General features: G+C 69.3%; 19 protein-coding genes and 4 pseudogenes. 11 read left to right on the top strand and 12 right to left on the bottom strand.

Annotated features, from left to right (window positions below; genetic code table 11):
- Positions 1 to 69 precede the first annotated feature (69 nt).
- Positions 70 to 807: a hypothetical protein gene (locus AC0OLQ_RS15295; RefSeq protein WP_484531869.1), complete on the top strand. Its 738-nt coding sequence runs from the start codon at positions 70 to 72 to the stop codon at positions 805 to 807.
- Positions 808 to 1,124: 317 nt separating this feature from the next.
- On the opposite strand, the gene AC0OLQ_RS15290 is transcribed toward AC0OLQ_RS15295, so the two are convergent.
- The 4 genes from AC0OLQ_RS15290 to AC0OLQ_RS15275 form a co-directional block, all read right to left on the bottom strand.
- Positions 1,125 to 1,694 (bottom strand): TIGR03086 family metal-binding protein, encoded by a 570-nt coding sequence (locus AC0OLQ_RS15290; RefSeq protein ID WP_484532353.1) that lies wholly within the window; start codon positions 1,692 to 1,694, stop codon positions 1,125 to 1,127.
- A 567-nt stretch (positions 1,695 to 2,261) separates the two neighbouring features.
- Positions 2,262 to 2,594, bottom strand: a complete 333-nt coding sequence (locus tag AC0OLQ_RS15285) for a hypothetical protein (RefSeq protein WP_484531868.1) — start codon at positions 2,592 to 2,594, stop codon at positions 2,262 to 2,264.
- A gap of 389 nt (positions 2,595 to 2,983) precedes the next feature.
- Positions 2,984 to 3,541, bottom strand: a complete 558-nt coding sequence (locus AC0OLQ_RS15280) for a DinB family protein (protein ID WP_484531867.1) — start codon at positions 3,539 to 3,541, stop codon at positions 2,984 to 2,986.
- Positions 3,542 to 3,661: 120 nt separating this feature from the next.
- The gene (locus tag AC0OLQ_RS15275) at positions 3,662 to 4,156 is read right to left on the bottom strand and encodes an NUDIX domain-containing protein (protein WP_484531866.1); all 495 of its coding nucleotides are present in this window, start codon (positions 4,154 to 4,156) and stop codon (positions 3,662 to 3,664) included.
- A 115-nt stretch (positions 4,157 to 4,271) separates the two neighbouring features.
- Between AC0OLQ_RS15275 and AC0OLQ_RS15270 the strand changes: the two genes are divergently transcribed.
- Complete coding sequence (locus tag AC0OLQ_RS15270) at positions 4,272 to 4,643, top strand: transposase (protein WP_484531865.1); 372 nt, start codon at positions 4,272 to 4,274, stop codon at positions 4,641 to 4,643.
- Positions 4,644 to 4,679: 36 nt separating this feature from the next.
- On the opposite strand, the gene AC0OLQ_RS15265 is transcribed toward AC0OLQ_RS15270, so the two are convergent.
- Positions 4,680 to 5,915, bottom strand: a complete 1,236-nt coding sequence (locus AC0OLQ_RS15265; RefSeq protein WP_484531864.1) for an MFS transporter — start codon at positions 5,913 to 5,915, stop codon at positions 4,680 to 4,682.
- A gap of 124 nt (positions 5,916 to 6,039) precedes the next feature.
- On the opposite strand from AC0OLQ_RS15265, the gene AC0OLQ_RS15260 reads away from it, so the two are divergent.
- Complete coding sequence (locus tag AC0OLQ_RS15260) at positions 6,040 to 6,300, top strand: hypothetical protein (RefSeq protein ID WP_357343495.1); 261 nt, start codon at positions 6,040 to 6,042, stop codon at positions 6,298 to 6,300.
- Positions 6,301 to 6,344: 44 nt separating this feature from the next.
- Entirely contained in the window at positions 6,345 to 8,180 is a 1,836-nt protein-coding gene (locus AC0OLQ_RS15255) for an AMP-dependent synthetase/ligase (RefSeq protein ID WP_484531863.1), read from the top strand.
- A gap of 73 nt (positions 8,181 to 8,253) precedes the next feature.
- Here the strand turns inward: AC0OLQ_RS15255 and AC0OLQ_RS15250 are convergent, their stop codons facing one another.
- A complete protein-coding gene (locus AC0OLQ_RS15250; protein ID WP_484531862.1) occupies positions 8,254 to 8,550 on the bottom strand; it encodes a YciI family protein in 297 nt (98 codons plus the stop codon).
- A 68-nt stretch (positions 8,551 to 8,618) separates the two neighbouring features.
- Positions 8,619 to 9,137 (bottom strand): DinB family protein, encoded by a 519-nt coding sequence (locus AC0OLQ_RS15245; protein WP_484531861.1) that lies wholly within the window; start codon positions 9,135 to 9,137, stop codon positions 8,619 to 8,621.
- A 355-nt stretch (positions 9,138 to 9,492) separates the two neighbouring features.
- Between AC0OLQ_RS15245 and AC0OLQ_RS15240 the strand changes: the two are divergent.
- Positions 9,493 to 10,355: pseudogene (locus tag AC0OLQ_RS15240) on the top strand (IS5 family transposase).
- 12 nt (positions 10,356 to 10,367) lie between these two features.
- On the opposite strand, the gene AC0OLQ_RS15235 reads toward AC0OLQ_RS15240, so the two are convergent.
- Together AC0OLQ_RS15235 and AC0OLQ_RS15230 are read right to left on the bottom strand one after the other, a co-directional pair.
- Positions 10,368 to 10,943, bottom strand: a complete 576-nt coding sequence (locus AC0OLQ_RS15235) for a DinB family protein (protein ID WP_484531860.1) — start codon at positions 10,941 to 10,943, stop codon at positions 10,368 to 10,370.
- Positions 10,944 to 11,050: 107 nt separating this feature from the next.
- Positions 11,051 to 11,947: an IS982 family transposase gene (locus AC0OLQ_RS15230; protein WP_484531132.1), complete on the bottom strand. Its 897-nt coding sequence runs from the start codon at positions 11,945 to 11,947 to the stop codon at positions 11,051 to 11,053.
- 165 nt (positions 11,948 to 12,112) lie between these two features.
- On the opposite strand from AC0OLQ_RS15230, the pseudogene AC0OLQ_RS15225 reads away from it, so the two are divergent.
- The 3 genes and pseudogenes from AC0OLQ_RS15225 to AC0OLQ_RS15215 all read left to right on the top strand — a co-directional run bounded on the left by AC0OLQ_RS15225 (position 12,113) and on the right by AC0OLQ_RS15215 (position 15,456).
- Positions 12,113 to 13,312 (top strand): annotated as a pseudogene (locus AC0OLQ_RS15225) (low temperature requirement protein A).
- Between the two features lie 40 nt (positions 13,313 to 13,352).
- Positions 13,353 to 14,297, top strand: a complete 945-nt coding sequence (locus AC0OLQ_RS15220) for an FAD-dependent oxidoreductase (protein ID WP_484531859.1) — start codon at positions 13,353 to 13,355, stop codon at positions 14,295 to 14,297.
- A gap of 67 nt (positions 14,298 to 14,364) precedes the next feature.
- The gene (locus AC0OLQ_RS15215) at positions 14,365 to 15,456 is read left to right on the top strand and encodes a hypothetical protein (RefSeq protein WP_484531858.1); all 1,092 of its coding nucleotides are present in this window, start codon (positions 14,365 to 14,367) and stop codon (positions 15,454 to 15,456) included.
- Positions 15,457 to 15,489: 33 nt separating this feature from the next.
- Here the strand turns inward: AC0OLQ_RS15215 and AC0OLQ_RS15210 are convergent, their stop codons facing one another.
- The gene (locus tag AC0OLQ_RS15210; protein WP_484531857.1) at positions 15,490 to 16,239 is read right to left on the bottom strand and encodes a hypothetical protein; all 750 of its coding nucleotides are present in this window, start codon (positions 16,237 to 16,239) and stop codon (positions 15,490 to 15,492) included.
- A gap of 203 nt (positions 16,240 to 16,442) precedes the next feature.
- Between AC0OLQ_RS15210 and AC0OLQ_RS15205 the strand changes: the two genes are divergently transcribed.
- A complete protein-coding gene (locus AC0OLQ_RS15205; protein ID WP_484531856.1) occupies positions 16,443 to 16,847 on the top strand; it encodes a DUF6223 family protein in 405 nt (134 codons plus the stop codon).
- Between the two features lie 33 nt (positions 16,848 to 16,880).
- Here AC0OLQ_RS15205 and AC0OLQ_RS15200 read toward each other — a convergent pair.
- Both AC0OLQ_RS15200 and AC0OLQ_RS15195 read right to left on the bottom strand, forming a co-directional pair.
- Positions 16,881 to 17,192 (bottom strand): annotated as a pseudogene (locus tag AC0OLQ_RS15200) (response regulator transcription factor); the annotation flags it as partial.
- Positions 17,193 to 17,551: 359 nt separating this feature from the next.
- Positions 17,552 to 17,725 (bottom strand): hypothetical protein, encoded by a 174-nt coding sequence (locus AC0OLQ_RS15195; RefSeq protein WP_484531855.1) that lies wholly within the window; start codon positions 17,723 to 17,725, stop codon positions 17,552 to 17,554.
- 41 nt (positions 17,726 to 17,766) lie between these two features.
- On the opposite strand from AC0OLQ_RS15195, the pseudogene AC0OLQ_RS15190 reads away from it, so the two are divergent.
- Both AC0OLQ_RS15190 and AC0OLQ_RS15185 read left to right on the top strand, forming a co-directional pair.
- A pseudogene (locus AC0OLQ_RS15190) lies at positions 17,767 to 18,456 on the top strand (low temperature requirement protein A); the annotation flags it as partial.
- 230 nt (positions 18,457 to 18,686) lie between these two features.
- Positions 18,687 to 20,798 (top strand): PQQ-dependent sugar dehydrogenase, encoded by a 2,112-nt coding sequence (locus AC0OLQ_RS15185; protein ID WP_484531854.1) that lies wholly within the window; start codon positions 18,687 to 18,689, stop codon positions 20,796 to 20,798.
- The last annotated feature ends 8 nt before the right edge of the window (positions 20,799 to 20,806 follow it).

Raw genomic sequence — 20,806 nt, 5'->3', positions numbered from 1 at the left:
CTGATCGATTGACATTCCCCGCTGGCCACCGCCAGGGGACGGGGTCCAGCCAGACGGAAAGGGCGAATCGTGAAAGAGACGGTCAGGGAAGCGGGCAGCGGAGTCCGTGCGGGCCGCGGGATCGGCAGACTTTGGGGCTGGTGGGGCATCGTATTCGTCGTCGCCTTCGTCGCCAGCATCGCCGCCGGCAGCGTCTTGAATGCGGGAGAGAGCCTTTATCTGCCAGAGGCATCGGTAACGCAGTTGCGGGACTTCTACAGCGCCAACGGCACCGCGGTGCTCGCCCAGTCGGCGTTGCAGGTCCTAGCGGCGATCGCCCTGTACCGGTTCGGATACCGACTGCGCGCCGCGCTGCGACCTGGCGGTACTCGTGCGGCCGCCGGTGTGGGTTGGGGCAGTGCACTCGCCGCTGCGGCGCTGCTGGCCTCGGTCGTGTGCTCGCTGGCCCTGATGGAGGTCGTTACGGTGGCCGGTGACACGGTCATCGCCGGACTCGGCAAGGCGACGCTCGTACTCGGCGGTCCGATACACCTCTTGGGCTCCGGCATATTGATCACCGCGGCCTCGGCGGCCGCGTGGCGTTCCGACCGGCGGCCGCGATGGGTGTTCGGCTACGGCAGGTTCGGCGGCCCACTGGTGGGGGCGTCCGCCCTCTCGATCGTGCTGCCACCGCTGGTCCGGCCAGAACCGGCGTTCCGACTCCTCGCGGCCGTTTGGCTCGTCGGCCTGGGCATCGGGGTCTTGCGTGGCCGTCTCGCCGACATCCGCGTCAGCCAGCCGTCGCCTCGTACCGGGGGCCAGGCATAACACGGACCACCTCCGGCCTGACTCGAGCAGCATGGCCCCGACGATGCCAGCGCGGTCGATGGTGACCAGCGAGCCGTCGGTAAAGGCGAACAGCACACCCTCGGACACCAGGGCCGCGGCGCAGACAACGCCGTACGGTAACCTCCCTGACAACACCTTGACTCAGGTCGATGACCGCGACGCGGGCGTCCTCGACGAGCCACAGAGCCTCGCCGTGGAGGATCGGCGTTCGTGGGCGGAGATCATGCTCGTGGTGCGGCAGATCCGCGCACCTGATCTCGGTGAGCAACGGTCATCCCCGGATGCCTCCTCGAATGTCATCGAGGCTCTCTCTTGTGACCGAGAAGGTGCGCGAGTTGCTCCGTCGTGGATGAGGGCTTCGCCCCGGCAACGGGCGCGTCGTACATGACTCCTCGGAGTCGGTCGGGGATGGCGGCTGCAGCGTAGGAGAGGCAGCGATCGGCAATGCCGTTCAGTGCATCGCTCGGCTGGCCGGTGGCCACGGCCAAGTCCCATCCATGCGTGATCGTCTCGACGGTGAAGCCGCGTGCCGCTTCCGCAGCCGTACAGGGCCCCCAAGGCGCGACGACCCCGTCAGAAGCCGCCAGCGGCGACCACGCCTCTCGGATCGAGGCCGCCAACGTTGCATACGTGGAGGCGAGTTCCGCATCCGGAACGCTGGTGATCACGTGCGGGATGCCCCGTGTCGGGATGCCCCGGGCGGTGCCGAGTCCACGGTGTGCGGTGCCGATGAGGTGACCCAGCAGGCCTCGAACATCGAAATCTTCGCAGGGAGTGCGGGCTTCGAGGTGCTCACTCCGCACCTGTGTCATCAGCTGGGTTACCCAGCCGAGAGCATCGAAGTAGTCCTGCCGTTGCCGCACCATGGTCACGCGATCACGATAGTGCCGATCATCAGGACGGAGGCATCCGCTATTCGGCACGTCCGGACGTTGGGCGCCTGCGCAGCGGTCATCGTCCGTGACGCCCGGTCGGCGGCAAATGAGTGCGTCGTGGACCCCCAACGGCCACGGAAATTGGAGAGGTGGTGACCTCGCCTCATCGGTCCGCCGTCGCCGCCCGGCCCGCGTTGCGCCGTCGGCGGCAGGGGCGGCGCGCCAGCGCGCTGCGGCCTGCCATTGCGGCGATCCTCTGCCATCGCCGTCTGCGCGTGCTCGACCGCCGACGAGCCCAGGGGCCGACGGCCCGGAGATGGGCTGGCTCGCGCTACTCCCTATGCGGTTACCCGGCAGAACATCAGCCCGAGCAGGGTAGCCAACAACCCAACGACCACGTTTTCCGCTGGTCAACGTCCACTCCTGCGCCGAGGTCGAGCGCAGCAGCCGACCTACGGGCCCAGTCGCAGACTGCGGACAGCCGACTTTGCCTCACCGGTTGGAGGAGATGGGGACGCACGGCGTTGGGCATCACGAGGCCCGGCGACGCCGCGCCCGTCAGTTGTCGGAGTCCCAGTGCTCGTCGCCGACCGCATCGTCGGCGAACTTTCGAATCCTTTCGGCCAACACGGCCTGATGCTCTGGATCGAGTTGCTGAAAGACGGCCTCCAGCTCGTCGGTCCCAATTTTCTCAAAGTTCACCTGGTCGACGATGATGTCCTGCCTATCGGCCTCGGACATATCTTCCCAGCGCACCGGGTCCGGATTGGGCTCCGGGGGCTTGCTCACCGGATACTCCGGCCGCACTGTCGTGCCGTCGGGACCCGGCTCGGCGAGAGGTTTGAAGCCCTCCTCAAGCCACTCCTCCGCTTCTTCCTCGTCCACGTACACGAGGCCCCCATCGCAGTCGGAGCAACCGTCCCCATCGCAATAGGTGCACGCGAACACATACTCACCCGGTACTAGCGACATCCACCCGTCCGCGGGTTGCGCTGCGGCTTGGGCAGCAACGGCTCGATGCGCTGCCACAGCCCGTCCGGCACGACCCACGGCGGCTGCTCACCACGCCTCACGGCCGAACACTGTAGATCCTGCTCCATAAGGGAGCGAAGTCCCTAGATCATTTTGTTAGGACCTCTTAGGTACGCGAAATGTGCAGGGGCTGCGACGTGGAGGCCCCGGACGCGAGACGATGGCAGACTGCTGGTTCTCCTCTGCCGACACGCTGAGTGACCGCTGAACGTGGGCCGCCGGCCGGATCGGCGGCAGATGCGGACGTTCTAGATTGTGAAGCTCTCGGGCGCACCTTCGCCCACGCGGCCATCCACGGCCTCACGCAGGATGTCTGCGTGGCCTGTGTGTCGCGCGTACTCCTCGATCATGTCCAACAACATGTCGCGGACGGTCGGAGTACGCCCGTCCGGCCAGGTAAAGGACGCCGGTCCGTCGAGTCCACGTTTCCCGACGACCTCAGCAACCAATTCGCGCGACCGCTCGACAGCGTCTCGCCATGTTCGGTAGAGGTCATCGGGAGCGTCCAGGCTTCCAGTACGCCATTCCCAGTCAGGGTCAGCGTCGAAGTCCACTGCGTCCCAGGGCGCTCCGTACTCCTGGCCGGCAAGCTTGACAGCGAGCCAGTCTGCTTCGACCAGCGCCACATGCTTGATCAGACCACCAAGCGTCATCGCACTGGCAGCCGTCGTCGTGCGCAGGCCGTTCTCGTCCAGGCCTGAGGTCTTCCAGGCAAAGGTCCGCCGGTTGCGTTCGAGAACTGACAGCAGAGCCTCGACCTCAGTCCGAGCCGCCGGCACGTTGAGCTGTGAAGCCGTTTCGGTCATTGACGGAGCATAGCCACGACCACGGTTACCGCTCATCGGCGCGTCCGGATGCAGGCACCCTGCGATCCGGTTACCTTCCGTGACGAGCGCTTCGCGGCAGATGCGCGCGTCCGGGGAGAACTACCTGTGGGCGAGATCCACGACCTTTGGCCCGTCCACTCCCATGACAATGGATCGAATGACGTTGTCATGACGCCCTTCGTGCAGCCAGTGGCCAAGCGCAATCTTCGCCGTCGGCGGCATGTCCAGATCGTCGACTCCGATCGAGTGATCAAACCATACGAGGTCCCCTTCGGAGCAGGTTTGAGGCCGCGCTACGCCGTCCTTAAGTCGGGCCGTGAAGTAGTACGTGCTGCGAACCTCGCGACCGGTGTCTCGTAGCGCGATGTACCGCAGCGAGAGGTCAGTGACATCCTCCGGCGCCAGGCCCACTTCCTCATGCATCTCCCGTAGCACCGCGGAGGTGGGTTCGCCTATCTCGGACGGTTCGACGTGACCCCCGATACCCACCCAAGAATCAGAGATGGCACGAGATCCTCGCCTGTAGAGCAGCAGTACCCGGTCGTCGTGGACGAGGAACAGTGACGTCATCACACGACTGGTGCGCAGCGGCATGGACGGCAGGCTATTACCCGCTGTCGCCGCCTGTAGCGACCTCCGCTCGTCGGCATGTCCGGAAGCTGGGCGGCCCAAGTCGCTCTGACGCTCCGTAGCGGGCTGCCCCCGGCCGATGCGGGCGTTGTGGGTTCAGCCGGTGCGCTCGGCCAGCGAGCTGACCGCACTCGTTGCGGCCACCGGCAGCACCCTGCAGGAGCTCAACGGCATCGGCCCGTCCGGCGCCGCCCGACTGATCGGCGACATCGGTGACGTCAGCCGGTTCGCCAGGCGTGGGCACTTCGCCTCCTGGAACGGCACCGCACCTCTGGATGCCTCGTCCGGTGACCAGAAACGCCACCGGCTGTCCGGGCCGGGAACCGGCGCATCAATCGCGTCCTGCACATCATGGCCATCGTCCAGTTGCGCCACGACACCAAGGGGCGTGCGTATTACCGGCGCAAACTCGCCGCGGGCAAGACTCCGATGGAAGCCATGCGCTGCCTGAAACGACGCCTATCCGACGTCGTCTACAAGCAGATGATCAAGGACCCACGCCACCACTTCCCTGCGGTGACGGGCGGACAGGCCGGGTGGCCGGGCGAACGGTCGCGACGAACAGGGCCAGGGCGACGGCCTGAATGCCGGCCACGACGATGACCAGGGCGGTGATGGAGTAGTCGTAGAGGGCGCCGGTGAGCAGCCCACCGACCAGCGTCGCCCCGCCCAACCCGGCGGCGAAGATCCCGTAGGCCGTGCCCCGCCGGGCAGCGGGGACGATGTCCGCGATGGCGGCACGCATGGTGGATTCCTGGATGCCGAGCACGGCGCCCCAGGCCAGGACCCCGGCGACCGCGGTCGCCGAGGTGGTGGTGAAGGCGGCCAGCGGGATCAGGGCTGTCAGCAGGGGTACGGCGGCCAGCACTCGGAAGCCGGCCCGGTCGTACACCCACCCGGAGGCCAGCGCAGCGAGCGCGTCGACGCCCATTGCGGCGGCGTACACGACCGGGACCACCACCACCGGTACGACGTGCCGGGTGGCGAGGTGAAAGCTGAGCACGCCGAAGGTGGCGTAGCCTGCCGTGGTCAGCACCGTGAAGGCCAGATACGTCCAGAACACGCGGGGCAGCCGGGCGCCCGGCGGGGCGGGCGCCGCACCGGGTGGGGGGCCCGGTTCGAAGCGACCCGGATCGGGCACGCCGGCGCGCAGCCACAACAGCAGGAGCAGCACCGCCACAGCCGGCACGGCCAGGGCCAGAAACGCGGGCCGGTAGTGGTGGGCGGTGGCAGCCAGCACGGCGGCGACCAGCAACGGCCCGGCAACCGCCCCGGCCTGATCGAGCGCCTCGTGGACGGCGAAGCCCTTGCCACGACCCACCGCCGAGGCGGCGTGGGAGAGCATGACATCCCGCGCCGGGCCACGGATCGCCTTACCGGCACGCTCCGCGACGAACAGCAATGCAGCCAGCCACAACGCGCTTGTCAGCCCGAGCGCGGGCACCGCCACCAGGGTCAGGACGTAGCCGACCAGGACCAGCGGCCAGTAGGCCCGGGTCCGGTCGGCGAGGGGTCCGGTGCCCAGCCGTCCGGCCAGGGCGAACGCCTCCCCGACGCCGGTGACCAGGCCGACGAGGGCCGCGGATGCGCCGAGGGTGGCCAGGTAGGGGCCGATGACCGAGCGGGCGCCCTCGTACACGACGTCCGACAGCAGGCTGACAACACCGAACACGGTCACGAACCGCCACGGCGTCCACCTGATTGTCGGCGCGGTGATTTTCACCCATGCAGTCTGGCCTACCGGCATGCGGGCCCGGTGCGGATCAGCACGGGCGGAGCGGAGCGTTTGCCCGCGTATACCTCGGGCAATCGCGCGGCGGAGCACCGACCACGGGGAGGCGCAGGTAATGAAGATTCACGACCCGGCCAGTCAGGCGATGCAGAAGGACTACGACGTCACCGACATCGAGCGCCTGATGGGCAAACGGGACTGGAAGAACTACGACGACGTGATCAAGTGGCTGAAGAAGGAGGGTGATGAGGACCGGCGGTTCACCCCGGGCGAGGTTCAGCACATGATCGACGACTTCTCCCGGGCGCGGGACAAGGGCATCGACTTCTCGCAGGAGCCCGAGCAGCTCTACAAGAAGCTGAAGAGCACCCGATAGGGCTTGCGGGGACGCATCGGTCTAGAGCCAGGGGGCGTACGGGCATGCGGGGCAGCGTCGCGGTAAAGCCGAAGGTGACCGGCGGCGAGTCGGTGGGGCTGGCCGACGTGGTCTGGGACAACGCCCGGCGGAAACCGGACACGGTGCAGTTTCTGCGCCCGAACCCGGACGTCCAGTCGTGGCCCGCGCAGCAGTCCGCCGTCGGCGACGCGGGTGCGGTGACCTGCCGACAGTTCCGCGACGACGTGGTGGCGTTGGCGCGAGGGCTCATCGCCGCGGGGGTCGAGCCGGGTGCCCGGGTGGCGTTGATGAGCCGCACCCGCTACGAGTGGACCCTGGTCGACTACGCGGCGTGGACGATCGGCGCGGTGACCGTTCCGGTGTACGACACCGCGAGCGCCGAACAGCTGGCCTGGATCCTGGCCGACTCCGGCGCGGTGGCGTGCGTGGTGGAGACAGCTGAACACGCCGCGATGCTGAGCGGCGTGCGGGACAGGCTGCCCGGGCTGGGGCAGGTGTGGCAGATCGACGCCGGTGACCTGACACAGGTGGCGGGCCGGGGCCGGGCCGTCGACGACGAGCAGGTGGAGGCCCGCCGTGGGGCGGTGTCGGGCGGGGACGTGGCGACGATCGTCTATACCAGCGGGACGACGGGCCGGCCGAAGGGCTGCGTGCTGACGCACCGCAACATCGGCCTCGACGTCGGCAACGCGGTCGCGGCCCTGCCGGAGTTGTTCCATGAGAGGGCGTCGACGGTGCTCTTCTTGCCGTTGGCGCACGCGTTCGCCCGGATGATCCAGGTGGGGATGGTGCAGACCCGGGCGACGATGGTGCACAGCGCCAGCATGAGCGGCGTGATGGGTCAGCTACGTCGATACCGGCCGACGTTCGTCCTCGCGGTGCCGCGAGTGTTCGAGCGGATGTACAACCGGGCGCAGCAGAAGGCCATCGAGAGCCACCAGGGTCGCCTCTTCACCATGGCGGACCAGGTGGCGGTGCGGTACAGCCGGGCGCTCGACCGCCCGGCCGGCCCCGGCCCGATGCTCCGGCTGGCGCGGCGGGTCTTCGACCTGCTGGTCTACCGGAAGCTGCGGGCGGCGCTCGGCGGCCGGTGCACCGTCGCGATCGTCGGCGGCGCCCCGCTCGGTGAGCGGCTCGGCCACTTCTTCCGCGGCGCCGGCCTGACGGCGCTGGAGGGATACGGGTTGACCGAGACGTCTCCGGCGCTGGCGGCGAACCGGCCCTCGGCGATGCGGATCGGCACGGTCGGCCGGCCACTACCGGGCGTGGAGTTGGCGATCGCCGACGACGGCGAGGTCCTCGTCCGCGGCGAGGTCGTGTTCCAGGGTTACTGGAACAACCCGTCGGCCACCCGCGCGGCGTTCACCGCCGACGGCTGGTTTCGCACCGGCGACCTCGGCAGCCTCGACGAGGACGGCTATCTGCGGATCACCGGACGCACCAAGGAGATCCTCGTGACCGCGGCTGGCAAGCACATCGTGCCCGCACCGATGGAGGATCGGGTACGCGCGGACCTGCTGGTCAGCAACTGCATGCTCGTCGGCAACGCCAAGCCGTACGCCGCCGCTCTGATCACCATCGACCCGCAGGCGTGGTCGCGGTGGCGAACCGCTCACGGCCACCCGCACGCATCGGTGGCCGACCTGCGCGACGACCCCGCCCTGCGCGGCGAGATCCAGGCTGCCATCGACCGAGCGAACAGCCCGGTCTCCAAGGCGGAGGCGATCAAGACCTTCCGCATCCTGCCCGACGACTTCACCGAGGCCAACGGTGAGCTCACCCCCACCTTGAAAATCAGACGGGAAGTGGTGGAGCAGCACCGCGCCGCCGAGATCGAAGCCCTCTACGCCGGCCACTAGATGCTGTCTTCAAAGGACTCCTTATCAGCCCGCCTCGGCAGCACACCTGGCCGATCTGGGAGCCGATCTGCTGTTACGCACGCCGTCCATCGAGCCGGATTGTCCACGACTCCACACTGTCAACCTGTAGATGCGTTTCGCTCCACGGATCGCGGGCGAGGGCAGCGCGGACGAGGTCTTCAGACTCGGCGTCGACGACGAGCACCACCCTATGCTCGTCTGCCAGCGGCCCGCCTAGGACGACGGAGCCCGTATTCACCAGTTCGTCCATGAACGCCGCGTGCGCGGGCCAGTCGGACTGCTCTTGCATGGGCCGTGACGGGTCCCATTGAGGGCCGGATCGGCGAAGCAGGACGAGGAACGTGGCCACGCCACGGACATTACTGCACGGGCAACTTCGCCGGGCCCCGCAAAATCAGCCGCCACCGCCAGGGACACTCAGGTGCCCTTCGCTCCGTCGATGGCTTGTCGCAGCACGTCGGCGTGCCCGTTGTGGCGGGCGTACTCAGCGATCATTTGCAGGTACACGTAGCGCAGCGACGCCACGTCCTCGTCCGGAAAGGCAAAGGTGTCGTCCATCGAAGCCGTGGCCACAGCCTTGCGGGCGAGTTCTGTCTCCTCGATCAGAAGGGCATAGTCGGATTGGGCGCTCGCCGGGTCGATGCCCTCGAAGTCGGCGTCGCGCGAACCCGCCGTAGAGTAGAGCGTCTCCAACGGTTCGCCGCGAAAGAGCGTCCGAAACCATGTGCGCTCCACTTTGGCCATGTGCCGGAGCAGGCCGAGGAGCGAAAGATTCGTGAAGGCCAATGGCGTCCGCGCCAGCTGTTCGGCGTCAAGGCCGGCGCACTTGTGAAGCAGCGTGGCGCGATGCCAGTCGAGAAGATTCCGAAGGTGATCGGCCTCCGGTGCGATGAGGATGTCACTGGGACGGCTCACCTCAGGGGCAGTCCAAGTCATCCGACAATGATGCCACGTGCCGAGGCCCCAGCAGCATGTGGTGCGCCCGCACGATCGAGGAGTTCATGCTGATCGTCCACCTGCGCCAGCGACTTCTGGCGGCCCGTCTGCCGAATCGGGATACGGGCACCGGCTGGTCCCAGGGGGTGCCCGTATGTACCGGGCGTTGGAGGAGAAGCTCCTGGTGGACGCAGGGTCGGCGAACCGAGTGATGTGGCGGAGACCTACCTGTACCTGATGCGGAATCGGCACAGCACCGGCACGATCACCGCCGATGGTGGGGAGACCCTGACCTGAGCGCCTAGGGCGTGTCCTGCCGATCTTGTAGGGGTTGGTCGTTGACGATGTGCCGGTGGTGCGTCGTGGTGAGCTGACCGATGAGGCGTGGGCGGTGATCGCGCCGTTGCTGCCCGAGCCGGGTGGTGCGCGGGGGCGGTGGCGGGATCACCGTCAGGTCATCAACGGGATTCTGTGGAAGCTGCGTACGGGTGCTCCGTGGCGTGACCTGCCGGAACGGTTCGGGCCGTGGAAGACCTGCCGCGAACGGCTGCGTCGGTGGACGGCCGACGGGACGTGGGATCGGATCCTCGCGGCGGCGCAGGTGCACGACGACGGGACACCGGTGCAGTGGACGATCAGCATCGACTCGTCGATCGTGCGGGCGCACCAGCATGCCGCTGGCGCGCGCAAAAGGGGGCTCCCCGACCAGTGCGGCGACGCCTGGTGCGCAAGATGGCGAGGCCATCGGCCGGTCCCGAGGCGGGCTGAGCACGAAGATCCACCTCGCCGTCGACGGACGTGGCCGGCCGTTGTCGATTCTGCTCACCCCAGGTCAGGCCGGCGACAACCCCCAGCTGCTGGCGCTGCTGGACGCGATCTGCGTCAACGAGCCGGGACCGGGCCGACCCCGCAAACGCCCCGACGTACTGATCGCCGACAAGGGCTACGCCCAGGACTCCATCCGCCGCGCTTTGCGGCACCGCGGGATCCGGCATGTCATCCGGAACGTTCGGACCAGGTCGCCCGTCGGGCCGCCAAGGGCAGCGCCGGCGGGCGGCCACCCGCCTTCGACCGGGCGGTCTACAGGAAGCGCAACGTGGTGGAACCTGCTTCAACCGCCTCAAGCAGTGGCGAGACCTGGCCACCCGCTACGCCAAACGCGCATCCCTCTACCGGGCCAGCCTCGTCCTCATCGCCGCCATCATCTGGCTTTCATGATCGACAGAAAACCTAGTTGCTGCGTTTGCTGGCGCGGAGGGCAGCCTGCTCCACTCGCTGGCGGTAGTCCAGCCACCATGACTCGTCGGCGGGGGGCAGGTTGTCGTTGTTGGGCAGCAGCCCGGCCGCGCCGTCGATGAGTTCGCGCACGATGTCAGCGTGGCCTGCGTGCCGTTGTGTTTCCGCGATGACGTGGACCAGGACGTGGTGCAACGTGACCGCTGCATCGCCCCACCACGGCACGCGGCCGACCTCATCCAGTGCAAGGGCTTCAATGGTGGTGTCGGCGTGGGCGATCGCGCGACGGTACAGTGCGACGATCTCTTCGTGGGTCTCATCCGCGGTCGCCCACATGTCGGCATTGATCTCCGCTCCGCCGCCGACGTACGGCAGCTCCTGCTCGAACGGCCGGCCGAACACGACGCCGAAGTAGAGGATCTCCATGGCCGCCGAGTGCTTCACCAGACCGAGCAAGTTGGTTGCGGTTCGGGTCAACGGACGCCGAATATCGTATTCGCTGAGCCCGTCGAGCTTCCACAGCAGCGCGTCGCGGCCGCCCTTCAAGTAACTGTGCAGGTCTGCCTCCATCGCGGCACTATGGCATCCGGTTGGGTGTCGGCGCTGCCCCGGACGATCCACGGAGCTCATGATCGGCAGGACACGCCCTAGATGATTGAGTCCGAAGTTCGGGCTGGTCAGTGGTCGTATGCGATGAGTGATCGTTTCCTGGGTGCGCCGGTGTTGGTGTTGTGCCAGATGCAGGTGGCCATCGCGAGCAGACGCTGGCCGACGCGGGCGTAGATGCCGGCCCGGCGGCGGGCTCCGTGTTGTTCGAGACTGAGCTGGCCTTTGAGGGTGTCGAAGATCGCCTCGATCCACTGGCGCATGCGCAGCAGACGTTGTTCGGTGCAGCTCGGTGTCGAGTCCCGGGTGCCCTTGCGGGCGGGGCGCAGCAGGTGGACACCGAGGTCGTCGAGGAACGCCTCGAACGTCTGACCGGCGAAGCCCCGGTCGGCCAGGATCACCTGCCCGGACTGGACAAGGTGGTGGTCGACTTGCAGCAGGGCGGCCAGGACGTCGCGTTCGTCGAGTTTCGGGTTGGCCAGGCACCAGGTCACCGGCATGCCCTCGACGGTGGTGACCAGATACAGGCGCATGCCCCAGAAGTAGCGGGAGTGGGAGGCGCAGTAGCCGTAGCCGGCGTCGCCTGCCAGGTCGGAGCGTTTCGCGGTCTCGCGAGAGGCTCCGCAGGGCACGGGCGTGGAATCGACCAGCCGCAGGATCGGTACCCCGGTCGGGGTGTTCTCGGCCAGGTGTCGGATCGCTGCGGCGATCAGCGGACCGGCGGCTCGTAGCCGCTTGCCGTATCCGGACTGGTCGGGGATGTAGGGGAACAGGTGACGCAGGTGCTTACGGGCGTAGCGGATCCAGTGCCGCTCACGGGGGAAGTCGAGCAGGACCTGCGCGATGGCCAGGCACAGCAGTTCGGCGTCGGACAGCAGCGGCGGGCGACCGATCCGGCGACGGCCGATGACGTGATCGTCGAGGAACACGTAGAGTGCGGTCAGAAGGGTATCGAGGTCTGTCTTCACAAACTGACATCGATACCCTTCGCCGTGTCCAAGTCAAGCTGCCCAGCCACACAGCTCAGACTTCGGACTCAATCATCTAGTCACCGCGGACCTGGTGACTCGTTGGACGAGGAAGATCACCGACGCGGGTAGGGGTTCCGTGGTCGTCGGCGGTAGCAGGCTTCGGTGACCGGCGGCGGGGAGTCCCGGCTCGTCCGCGGGGAAGAAGCCAGCTCCCAGCGGGCCACCTTCCTGGAACTCTTCTTCGACCTGGCCTTCGTCTTCGCGCTCAGCCGGGTGTCCCAACGGTTGATCAGCCAGCTCGACGCGGACCGGTCCGGCCTGCTGTTCGCTGTGGCCTAGGCGCTGTTGCTTCTTCTGGCCACCTGGTTGGTCTGGTCGTTCACCGCGTTGACGACCAGCCGGCCGGACCCGGATCGGCCGGCGATCCAGTTCGTGGTCGTGCTCGGCATGTTGGCTGCCCTGGTGATGGCGATCGCGATGCCCAGGGCGTTCGCGGAACAGGGGATCCTGTTCGCCGGGGCGTACGTGGTGGTCCAGCTCGGCCGGCCGGTGTTCCTCCGGGTGGTCAACCCCTCGGAGTGGTTCATCTCCAACCGGTTGATCTTCTGGCTCGGAATGGGCGCGGTGCCGTGGCTGCTCGGCGGCCTCGTCGCGTCGCCATGGCTACGCGCGGCGCTCTGGACCCGGGCCGTCGCGCTCGACTACACCGGGCTGATGTTGGGTTGGCTCACACCGAGGCTCGGTCGGTGGCGGCTGCCCGACCGGTCGCTCGCCGGCGAGCACCTGGCGGAGCGGTACCAGCAGTTCCTGCTCATCGCCCTGGGCGAGTCGATCCTGGTGCTCGGCGTGGCCTTCGGCGGCACCAGGCTGGACCTCGACCAGACGGCCGCATTCCTGCTCTCGTTCGGGACCACCGTGCTGCTCTGGGGGGTCTACTTCTACCGGGCCGGCCGGCTGTTGGCGGCCGCGATCACCAACGCCGGCCGACCGGGCCGGCTCGGCCCGGCCCTGTCACACATCCACTTTTTCATGATCGCCGGCATCGTGCTGACCTCGGTCGGGCTGGAACTGTTCATCAACCACCCACTCGGAGAGACCCCACCCGTCTGGCTCACCGCCATCCTCGGCGGACCCGCGCTGTTCCTCGCCGGGAACGCCCTGTTCGTGTACCAGCTCTTCCATCGAATCGCCTGGTCCCGGGTCGGCGGACTGGCCGCCCTCGTACTGCTGCTGCCGGCCGCGGTCGGCCTGCCACCGCTCGCGGTCGGCGCCACGGCCGCCGCGGTGCTGGCGGGGGTCGCCGGTGTCGACGCGCGCCTGTCCCGCGGCCGGGCGGCCGGAGCGCCGGCACCCACGGGTTGAGCTCCCGGTGTGGCACCCGGATGTGGTGTGATCTCAAGCCATGAAGGTCAGGGTCGTCGGTGCCGGGGTCGTGGGCTTGACCAGTGCGCTCCGCCTGGCGCAGGCCGGCCATGAGGTCAACGTGGTCGCCGCGGAGACGGGTAGCGGCACGACGTCGTCGGTCGCCGCGGCACTCTGGTACCCCTACCGCGCATACCCAGAGGCGGACGTGACCCGATGGTCGGCGACCACCTACCGGATGCTGCGCGGCCTGACCGCCGATCCGTCCGCCGGCGTCCGGATGCGGCTCGGGCGGGAGCTGTTCCGCCGGCACACCGCCGACCCGTGGTGGCGGGGCGCCGTTCCCGAGCTGGGTCGCGTTGGCGTCGAGCGGCTGCCCGCCGGCTACGTCGACGGTTACGAACTGAGCGTCCCGGTGGTGGACATGGCGGTGCATCTGCCGTGGCTGCTCGGCCAGGTGGAGACGGCGGGAGTCGCCGTCCGGATCCGGCACGTGGACGATCTGGCCGAGGCGTTCGACGGCGTGGACGCCGTGGTGAACTGCACCGGGCTGGGATCCAGGAAGCTGGTCCACGACGAGACCCTCACACCGGTGCGCGGCCAGGTGCTCGTCGTCGCACAGGTCGGCCTGACCGAATGGCTGCTCGACCAGACCGATCCCGAGCACCTGGTCTACGTCGTACCCAGGAGCGACACCGTGCTGCTCGGTGGCACCGCCGAGGAACGCGACGAGGACGTGACCGTCCGGCCGGGAACGACCGCCGACATCCTGAGACGGTGCGTCCGGCTCGTACCCGCGCTCGACCGGGCCCGCATCCTCGACCACCGCGTGGGCCTGCGTCCGGGACGCCCGACCGTACGGCTAGAGACCGAGCTCACCGGCCGCGGTCCGGTCGTCCACTGCTACGGGCACGGTGGCGCCGGAGTCACGCTGTCCTACGGCTGCGCCGAGGACGTCGCCGCACTCGTGTCAGGACTGTCGTGACCGCCGCACGGCCAACGGATACGTCGAGGTCCGGGAGGCTGGCGACGAGACCGTACGATGTCAGGGCGTGACCCCCGACGAGATCCTCGCCGCGTTGGCGTTCGTCCCCGAGGTTCGCGAGACGTTCCTCCAGAACCGGATGACGATCCACGTTCCGGCGCTCGGCGACAGCGTCCACCTCGTCGCCGACGACGTGCGGCGGGTCCGGCGGATCTACGCGCCCGACGGCGCGCCGGCGCTCGAGTTCGCGATCGGCGCCGGTGCGGAGCTGTGGCCGCTCATCATCACCGGGACCGACGTGGTGTTCCAGCCGGTGAGCCCGGACACCATCCTGGACACCCGGATGCGGTACGCCGTCGCCCAGATGCCGCCGCTCGTCGCCTACACGGAGATGCTGCGGGAGGCCGAAGCGCAGGGCCGGCGGGTGCAGTCCGGGCACATCGACTACGACACGCTCGCGGGCACGTTCCTGCTCGTGCGCTGTTTCATCCTGGGCGCGGCCCGGTTCGGGCTGCGGCCGGTGGCCGCGGTCGGCTGGTGGGACCGCGGTTGGCGGCGCGTCGGGGACGGCGTGTTCCTGCCGCCGTGGCGCGTGGATCCGCTGTGGGACGGCCTGCTGGCCGAGGCCGCACAGCTGCCCGACCTGCCCTCGACCCTGACCGCGGTTCGCGACGAGCGCCCCGACGCGGCCCGCATCGAGGTGGCCGACTTCGCGCGCCTGGAGCCCGGCCTGAGGGTGGTCGGGCTGGACGACGAGTTCGTCGCGGCCTGGAGGCGCTGGATGCCGATCACCCCGGCGACGTTCCACGCCACGCTCACCCGCGGCGTGCCCGACGCGACCGCCGATGTGGCGCTCTACCCGGACGGCGGTGGCAGCATCAACCTGTGGGTCCCGCTGGGCGACAGCCACCGGGCGTTCCTGCAGACCTCGTTCGTCCTCGCCGACGGCGACATCGCCGTCGACGAGATCCGGATTCCCGACGGGGTGGGCGGTGGCCTGTTCCAGCGCCTGATGTTCAACACGGAGCGGCTGGCCGCCCTGCTCGGCCTCCGGCAGGTCAGCCTGCGCGCCACCGGCATCGGGGCGTACGCCCTCGCCCGCGTCGGCGTCTACCCGCGCGACCCGGAGCTTTACCGGGTCACCCGCGACCGCACCTGACGCCGCCGGCGTCGGCGGCCCGGCCGAAGATCGTCACTGTGCACGTCGGGTCATCCGCGCGTCGCGCAGCAACGACCGGCGCAGGTTCGCCATCGCGTCGGCGCCGACGGCCTGCTCCACGAGCGACGTCACCTGCGCGCACAGGTCGCGCGCGCGGGTCAGCTCGGCCCGGGCGCCGTCGATGTCGCCGTGCAGCCGCTGTGCCTGCTCCGGGTCGACCCGGCGGATGTCCCGCACCTCGCCCGACCGCGTTTCGCGGAGCGTCTCCGCCAGGATGATGACGTAGTCGGCCCGGTCGGACGCCAGCCCGGCGAGCACGTCGCCCTGCTTCCCCACGCCCGCGACCCGGTCCACCGCCGCCGACGGCAGGAAGAACAGCGTCGTGGTCGAGAACGTGCTCGTCCGCCGCTGCTGCTCCCACCGGGTCAGCAGGCCCGACTTGACGTCCAGGAAGGGTGCGAGCTCGAGGTAGAGACCCGCGTCGACGGTGTTGAGCAGCATGCGCGAGTCGTCGACCGCCTCGCGCAGCTGCCCGACGGTCTCGACCTGCTCGGCCAGCACCTGGCCGAACTCGGCCTCCGTCGCCGCGTCGGCCGCGCCGTCGCCGAACCGCCCGGCCAGGGCCAGCACGCGCTCGCCCCGCAGGCACAGGTCCTGCATCAGCAGCACGATGCCGAGCAGGTGTCGCGCCACGTCCGAGTCGCGCCCCGTCCGGCGGCGATCCAGCAGGCGTGCGCCGTAGGTCGCGAAGATCTCCGCCAGCTTTTCGACGAGCGTGAACACGCGCCGAGCCTACTGGACACCGCCCGCCGGGTCGCGCCCCTGAATTCACGCCAAGGCCCGGGAGAGACAACCCCGGCGGTACGACGTCCCGGCCGTCCACAACCTGGGTGGTACGCCCATCGGCAACTCCGGCATGACGACGCGTGACCACTCCGGTACATACGCTGCCGCCTGTACCCGTTCCGCCAGCGAAGGGATTCCCGATGTCCATCCATCACCTGCTCGCCGCCAGCCCGCTCGGCCTCGCCGCGCCCGCGGCCGCGCACCTCGCGATCGAGCCGACCGCCGCCAGTGTCACCACCATGAGCGCCGGGCGACTGGGCGCCAGCACGGGTGCCGTGGTGGGGCTGATCGGGGTGGTCGTCGCCGGGCTGGCCCTGGCCCGTCCCAGCGGTCGGTTCGGCACCGGCTCCGGGCCACTCGGGGGCATCGTGGCCCTGGTGGCGGGGCTGATCGGCATGGCGCTCGGCGCGCTGGTCGTGGCCACCTCCGATAGTGGTATCGGCACCGGCAACGGGCGAGGCGGCGCCTACGTGGCCCTGGTGGTGGGTCTGGTCGGCCTGGTCCTCGGTGGACTTGCTCTGGCCCGCTCCCGCCGTACGACCTGAAACGGCCGACGCGGCCACCCCTGCGGGTTGCCGTCAGGAACGGGCGAGCCAGCCGGGGACGGTCAGGCCGGACTCGTACGCGAGGATCACCAACTGGGCCCGGTCCCGGACCTGGGTCTTGGTCATGATCCGGCTGACGTGCGTCTTCGCGGTGGCCGGGCTCAGCACCAGCCGCGCCGCGATTTCGTCGCTGGACAGGCCGGCGGCGACCAGCGCCATCACCTCACGCTCCCGCTCGGTGAGGGCGCTCAGCCGCGGCCCCGGGTCGGGATGGGCGGCCCGGGCGGTGAACTCGGAGATCAACCGGCGGGTGATCGACGGCGCGAGCAGGGCGTCGCCGCGGGCCGTAGCGCACCGTAGATAGCCATCTCACTGGGGAGCCGGCGCGCGAACCGTCAGCGGATCGGGACGGCCGGTACGGCTACCTGCTCGCCGGCGAGGACGGCCAGGTCACCGTACTGATGCCGGGAGCGGACCTCGCGCGGGTCCGCGACGACCGGTCCGCGTCCGCGCCCTGCCTGTATGTCGGCGCGAACGCGTGGTGGTGGAGGGACGCAGTCGGCCAGACCGCGCGTTCCATTTCGCCCCGCCGGCCTCTACCCGGCGAGGAGAGGGTGCCCGCCGGGCAGCCCTGACGGCCGGCTGATCGGCTCGTCCGCAGCGCCGTGCCCACCGCCACCGGCTCTCCCCCGTCGCCCGGTTCGTCAGCGCGGGGCGCGGGACGGCCGGGGAAGTAGTACGTCTTCAAGGCCCGGGATGAGTTCCACGCCGGCGCGCCGGGCGTGGTCGACGTCGGTCGGCGCGGTGAGGACCTGGCGGATGGTGGCGAGCGCCCGCTTGGCCAACGCCTCGTCGTTGATCTTGTAGTGCACCGGCATCACCTCGCCTTTGGCCCACCGGCACCCGGACAGATTTCACCGCCGACCGAACCACCGCCTTCGCAGCGTCGATCCTCAGCATCGTGCCCTTCTGGAGGATCTACGTCCACCGCGCCGGAGAACTACTGGACGACGCCATCGCCGTCGCCGCTGATCCCGTGCGGCTGACCCGTCCCATGGCACTCGCCCATCTGACGATGGTGGCCGGTGTCGTCGTCACCGCCGTCGGCGACGAACTCGTGATCACCCACCCGGTCGGCCACGGCCAACCTCCGTGGGTCGTTGTCCTCCTCGGCGGGCCCGCGCTGTTCGTCGTGGGACGGGCCCTCCTGGAGCACACAGTCTTCGGCCGCGTCTCGCCGGAGCGGCCGGTCGCCCTGCTCACGCTGATCGTGCTGTCGGCGCCGCTGCTGTTCGCGCCACCACTGCTGGCCACCGTCGCGGTCGCCGCAGTCCTCGCCGCCATCGTCCTCATCGCCACGAGGCACGCACAGAGCTGCCCATCGAACCGGCCGCCCCACGGGACAAGTAGCCACGCTGAGGCGGTCCGGGCGGCGGTCATCCGCCTCGACCGCACGTCCAGCGCCGGTTGCATCTCGGGGAGCAGGCATCACGGAGCACCACTTTCGTCCATGGCGGAGGAAAGTTCGGTCGAACCCGATGAAAGCTATAGACACATGGCCATGTCTTTTGTAGCGTCGGCCACATCGATGGTGTTTCGTCGCGGTTAACCGCCACGTTGGCGGCCCTGCTGCCGGCCGACACCCGACCGTCACCTGTCCCCTACCACGTCCTCCGCCCGTCCCCGACCACGCAGCCGCAGGCCGCCAGCACTACCCGGCGCCGCGGTGGCGGCGTGCGCTCGGCACGGGCGGCTCAGCCATGCCCGCACACAGGTCCAGCAGGGAGTGGTTGACCCCTCGACCTGCCCCGGTCCGGTCCCGAGCACAAGGAGAGGCAGATGAAGAGACGACTCGCGCTCGCCATAGCGGGTTTGACGACCACGGCACTCGTCGCCACCCCCACCGTCGCGACAGCCGCGCCCGACGCGGCCAGCCCACCGCCGGACAGCGACTTCCAGAAGGTGACCCTCAACGACCACCCGGGCGAGCCGATGGACCTCGCGGTGCTGCCCGACAACCGGGTGCTGCACGTGACCCGCGCCGGGGAGGTCTGGCTGCACGACTCCGCAACCGGCCGCAACACGATCGCCGCGACCCTGGACGTCTACCGGCACGATGAGGAGGGCCTGCAGAACGTCGCGATCGATCCGAACTTCGGCAGAGCCGGCAACAACTGGGTCTACCTGTACTACTCCCCGCCGATGAACACCCCGGTCGACGACCCGTCGACCCCGGACGTCAACGAGGGCGACGCGCCGGCCTGGGGCACCGCCGCGGACTTCGCGAAGTTCAAGGGCGCCATCCGGCTCTCCCGGTTCCGGCTGGTCAAGGACAAGCTGGACCTGTCCACCGAGCAGCAGATTCTCGACGTACCGGTCGACCGGGGCATCTGCTGCCACGTCGGCGGTGACATCGGCTTCGACGCCAAGGGCAACCTGTACCTGTCCACCGGTGACGACACCAACCCGTTCGAGTCCGGCGGCTACGCGCCGCTGGACGAGCGCCCGGGCCGCAACCCGGCGTACGACGCGCAGCGCACCGCGGCCAACACCAACGACCTGCGCGGCAAGATCCTGCGCATCACGGTCGGCCAGACCGGCGGGTACAGCATCCCGGACGGCAACCTCTTCCCGGAGGGCACGGCCGGCACCCGTCCCGAGATCTACCTGATGGGCCTGCGCAACCCGTTCCGGATCGAGCTGAACCGGGAGACCGGTGACCTGTACGTCGGCGACTACTCGCCGGATGCGGGCGCGCCGGACCCGCTGCGCGGGCCGGCCGGGCACGGCAAGTGGCTCGCCGCGCGCAAGGCCGGCAACTACGGCTGGCCCTACTGCGCCACCCCTCAGCTGCCGTACGTGGACTACGACTTCGCCACCGGCCGGTCCGGGGCGCCGTTCAACTGCGCCGCGCCGGTCAACGAGTCACCGCACAACACCGGGCTACGGAACCTGCCCCCGGTGCAGCAGCCGCAGGTCTGGTACAACTACGGCCCGTCGGCGCAGTTCCCGGAGCTGGGCACCGGCGGCATCGGCCCGATGGCCGGGCCGGCGTACCAGTTCGCCCGACCGACGACGCAGGGGCGCGCCCCGGTCGCGTGGCCGGCGTACTACGACGGCATGCCGCTGTTCCACGAGTGGACCCGGGACTACGTGAAGGGCTTCCGGCTGAACTCCGGCGGCGCGCTGACCGGTATCGAGCCGGTGCTCCCGTCGTTCACCTTCGACAACCCGATGGACCTGGAGTTCGGCCCGGACGGCGCGCTCTACGTGCTCGAGTACGGCGACGGCTACTTCAGCGAAAACCCGGACGCGCAGCTCGCCCGGATCGACTACACCGGCTGGACGGGCAACCACACCCCGGTCCCCCAGGCCTCGGCCACGCCCACGAACGGCGTCGCCCCGCTGACCGTCACGTTCTCCAGCGAGGGCACCACCGACTACGACGGCGACCGGCTGAAGTACGCGTGGGACTTCGACAACGACGGCAAGGTCGACTCGCGCGAGTCGAACCCGACGTTCACGTACCGGGAGAACGGCCTCTACAACGCCACGCTCAACGTCAGCGACCCCGGTGGTCTCTCCGCGTCCGCGTCGGTCCGGATCGTGGTCGGCAACGCCGCGCCCGTGGTGGAGCTGGTCAAGCCGGCCGACGGTCAGCCGTTCGCCTTCGGCGACACGGTGCAGTTCGAGGTACGGGTGAGCGACGACCAGCCCGTGGACTGCTCCCGCGTCAGCGTCACCTACGTCCTCGGCCACGACCAGCACGGACACCCGCAGACCACCGCCAACGGCTGCACCGGCTCGATCCAGACGACGGTGCCGTCCGGCCACGACCCGGAGAACGACAACCTCACCGCGGTGTTCGTCGCGTCCTACACCGACCCCGGCGGTGACGGCCTGCCCTCCCTGACCGGCACCGACCAGGTCGTCCTGGTCCCCACCGCATAGCACGTGAG

The sequence above is a fragment of the Micromonospora sp. Utrum1 genome (assembly GCF_057197805.1).
This window is presented reverse-complemented; position numbering and strand designations above follow the sequence as displayed.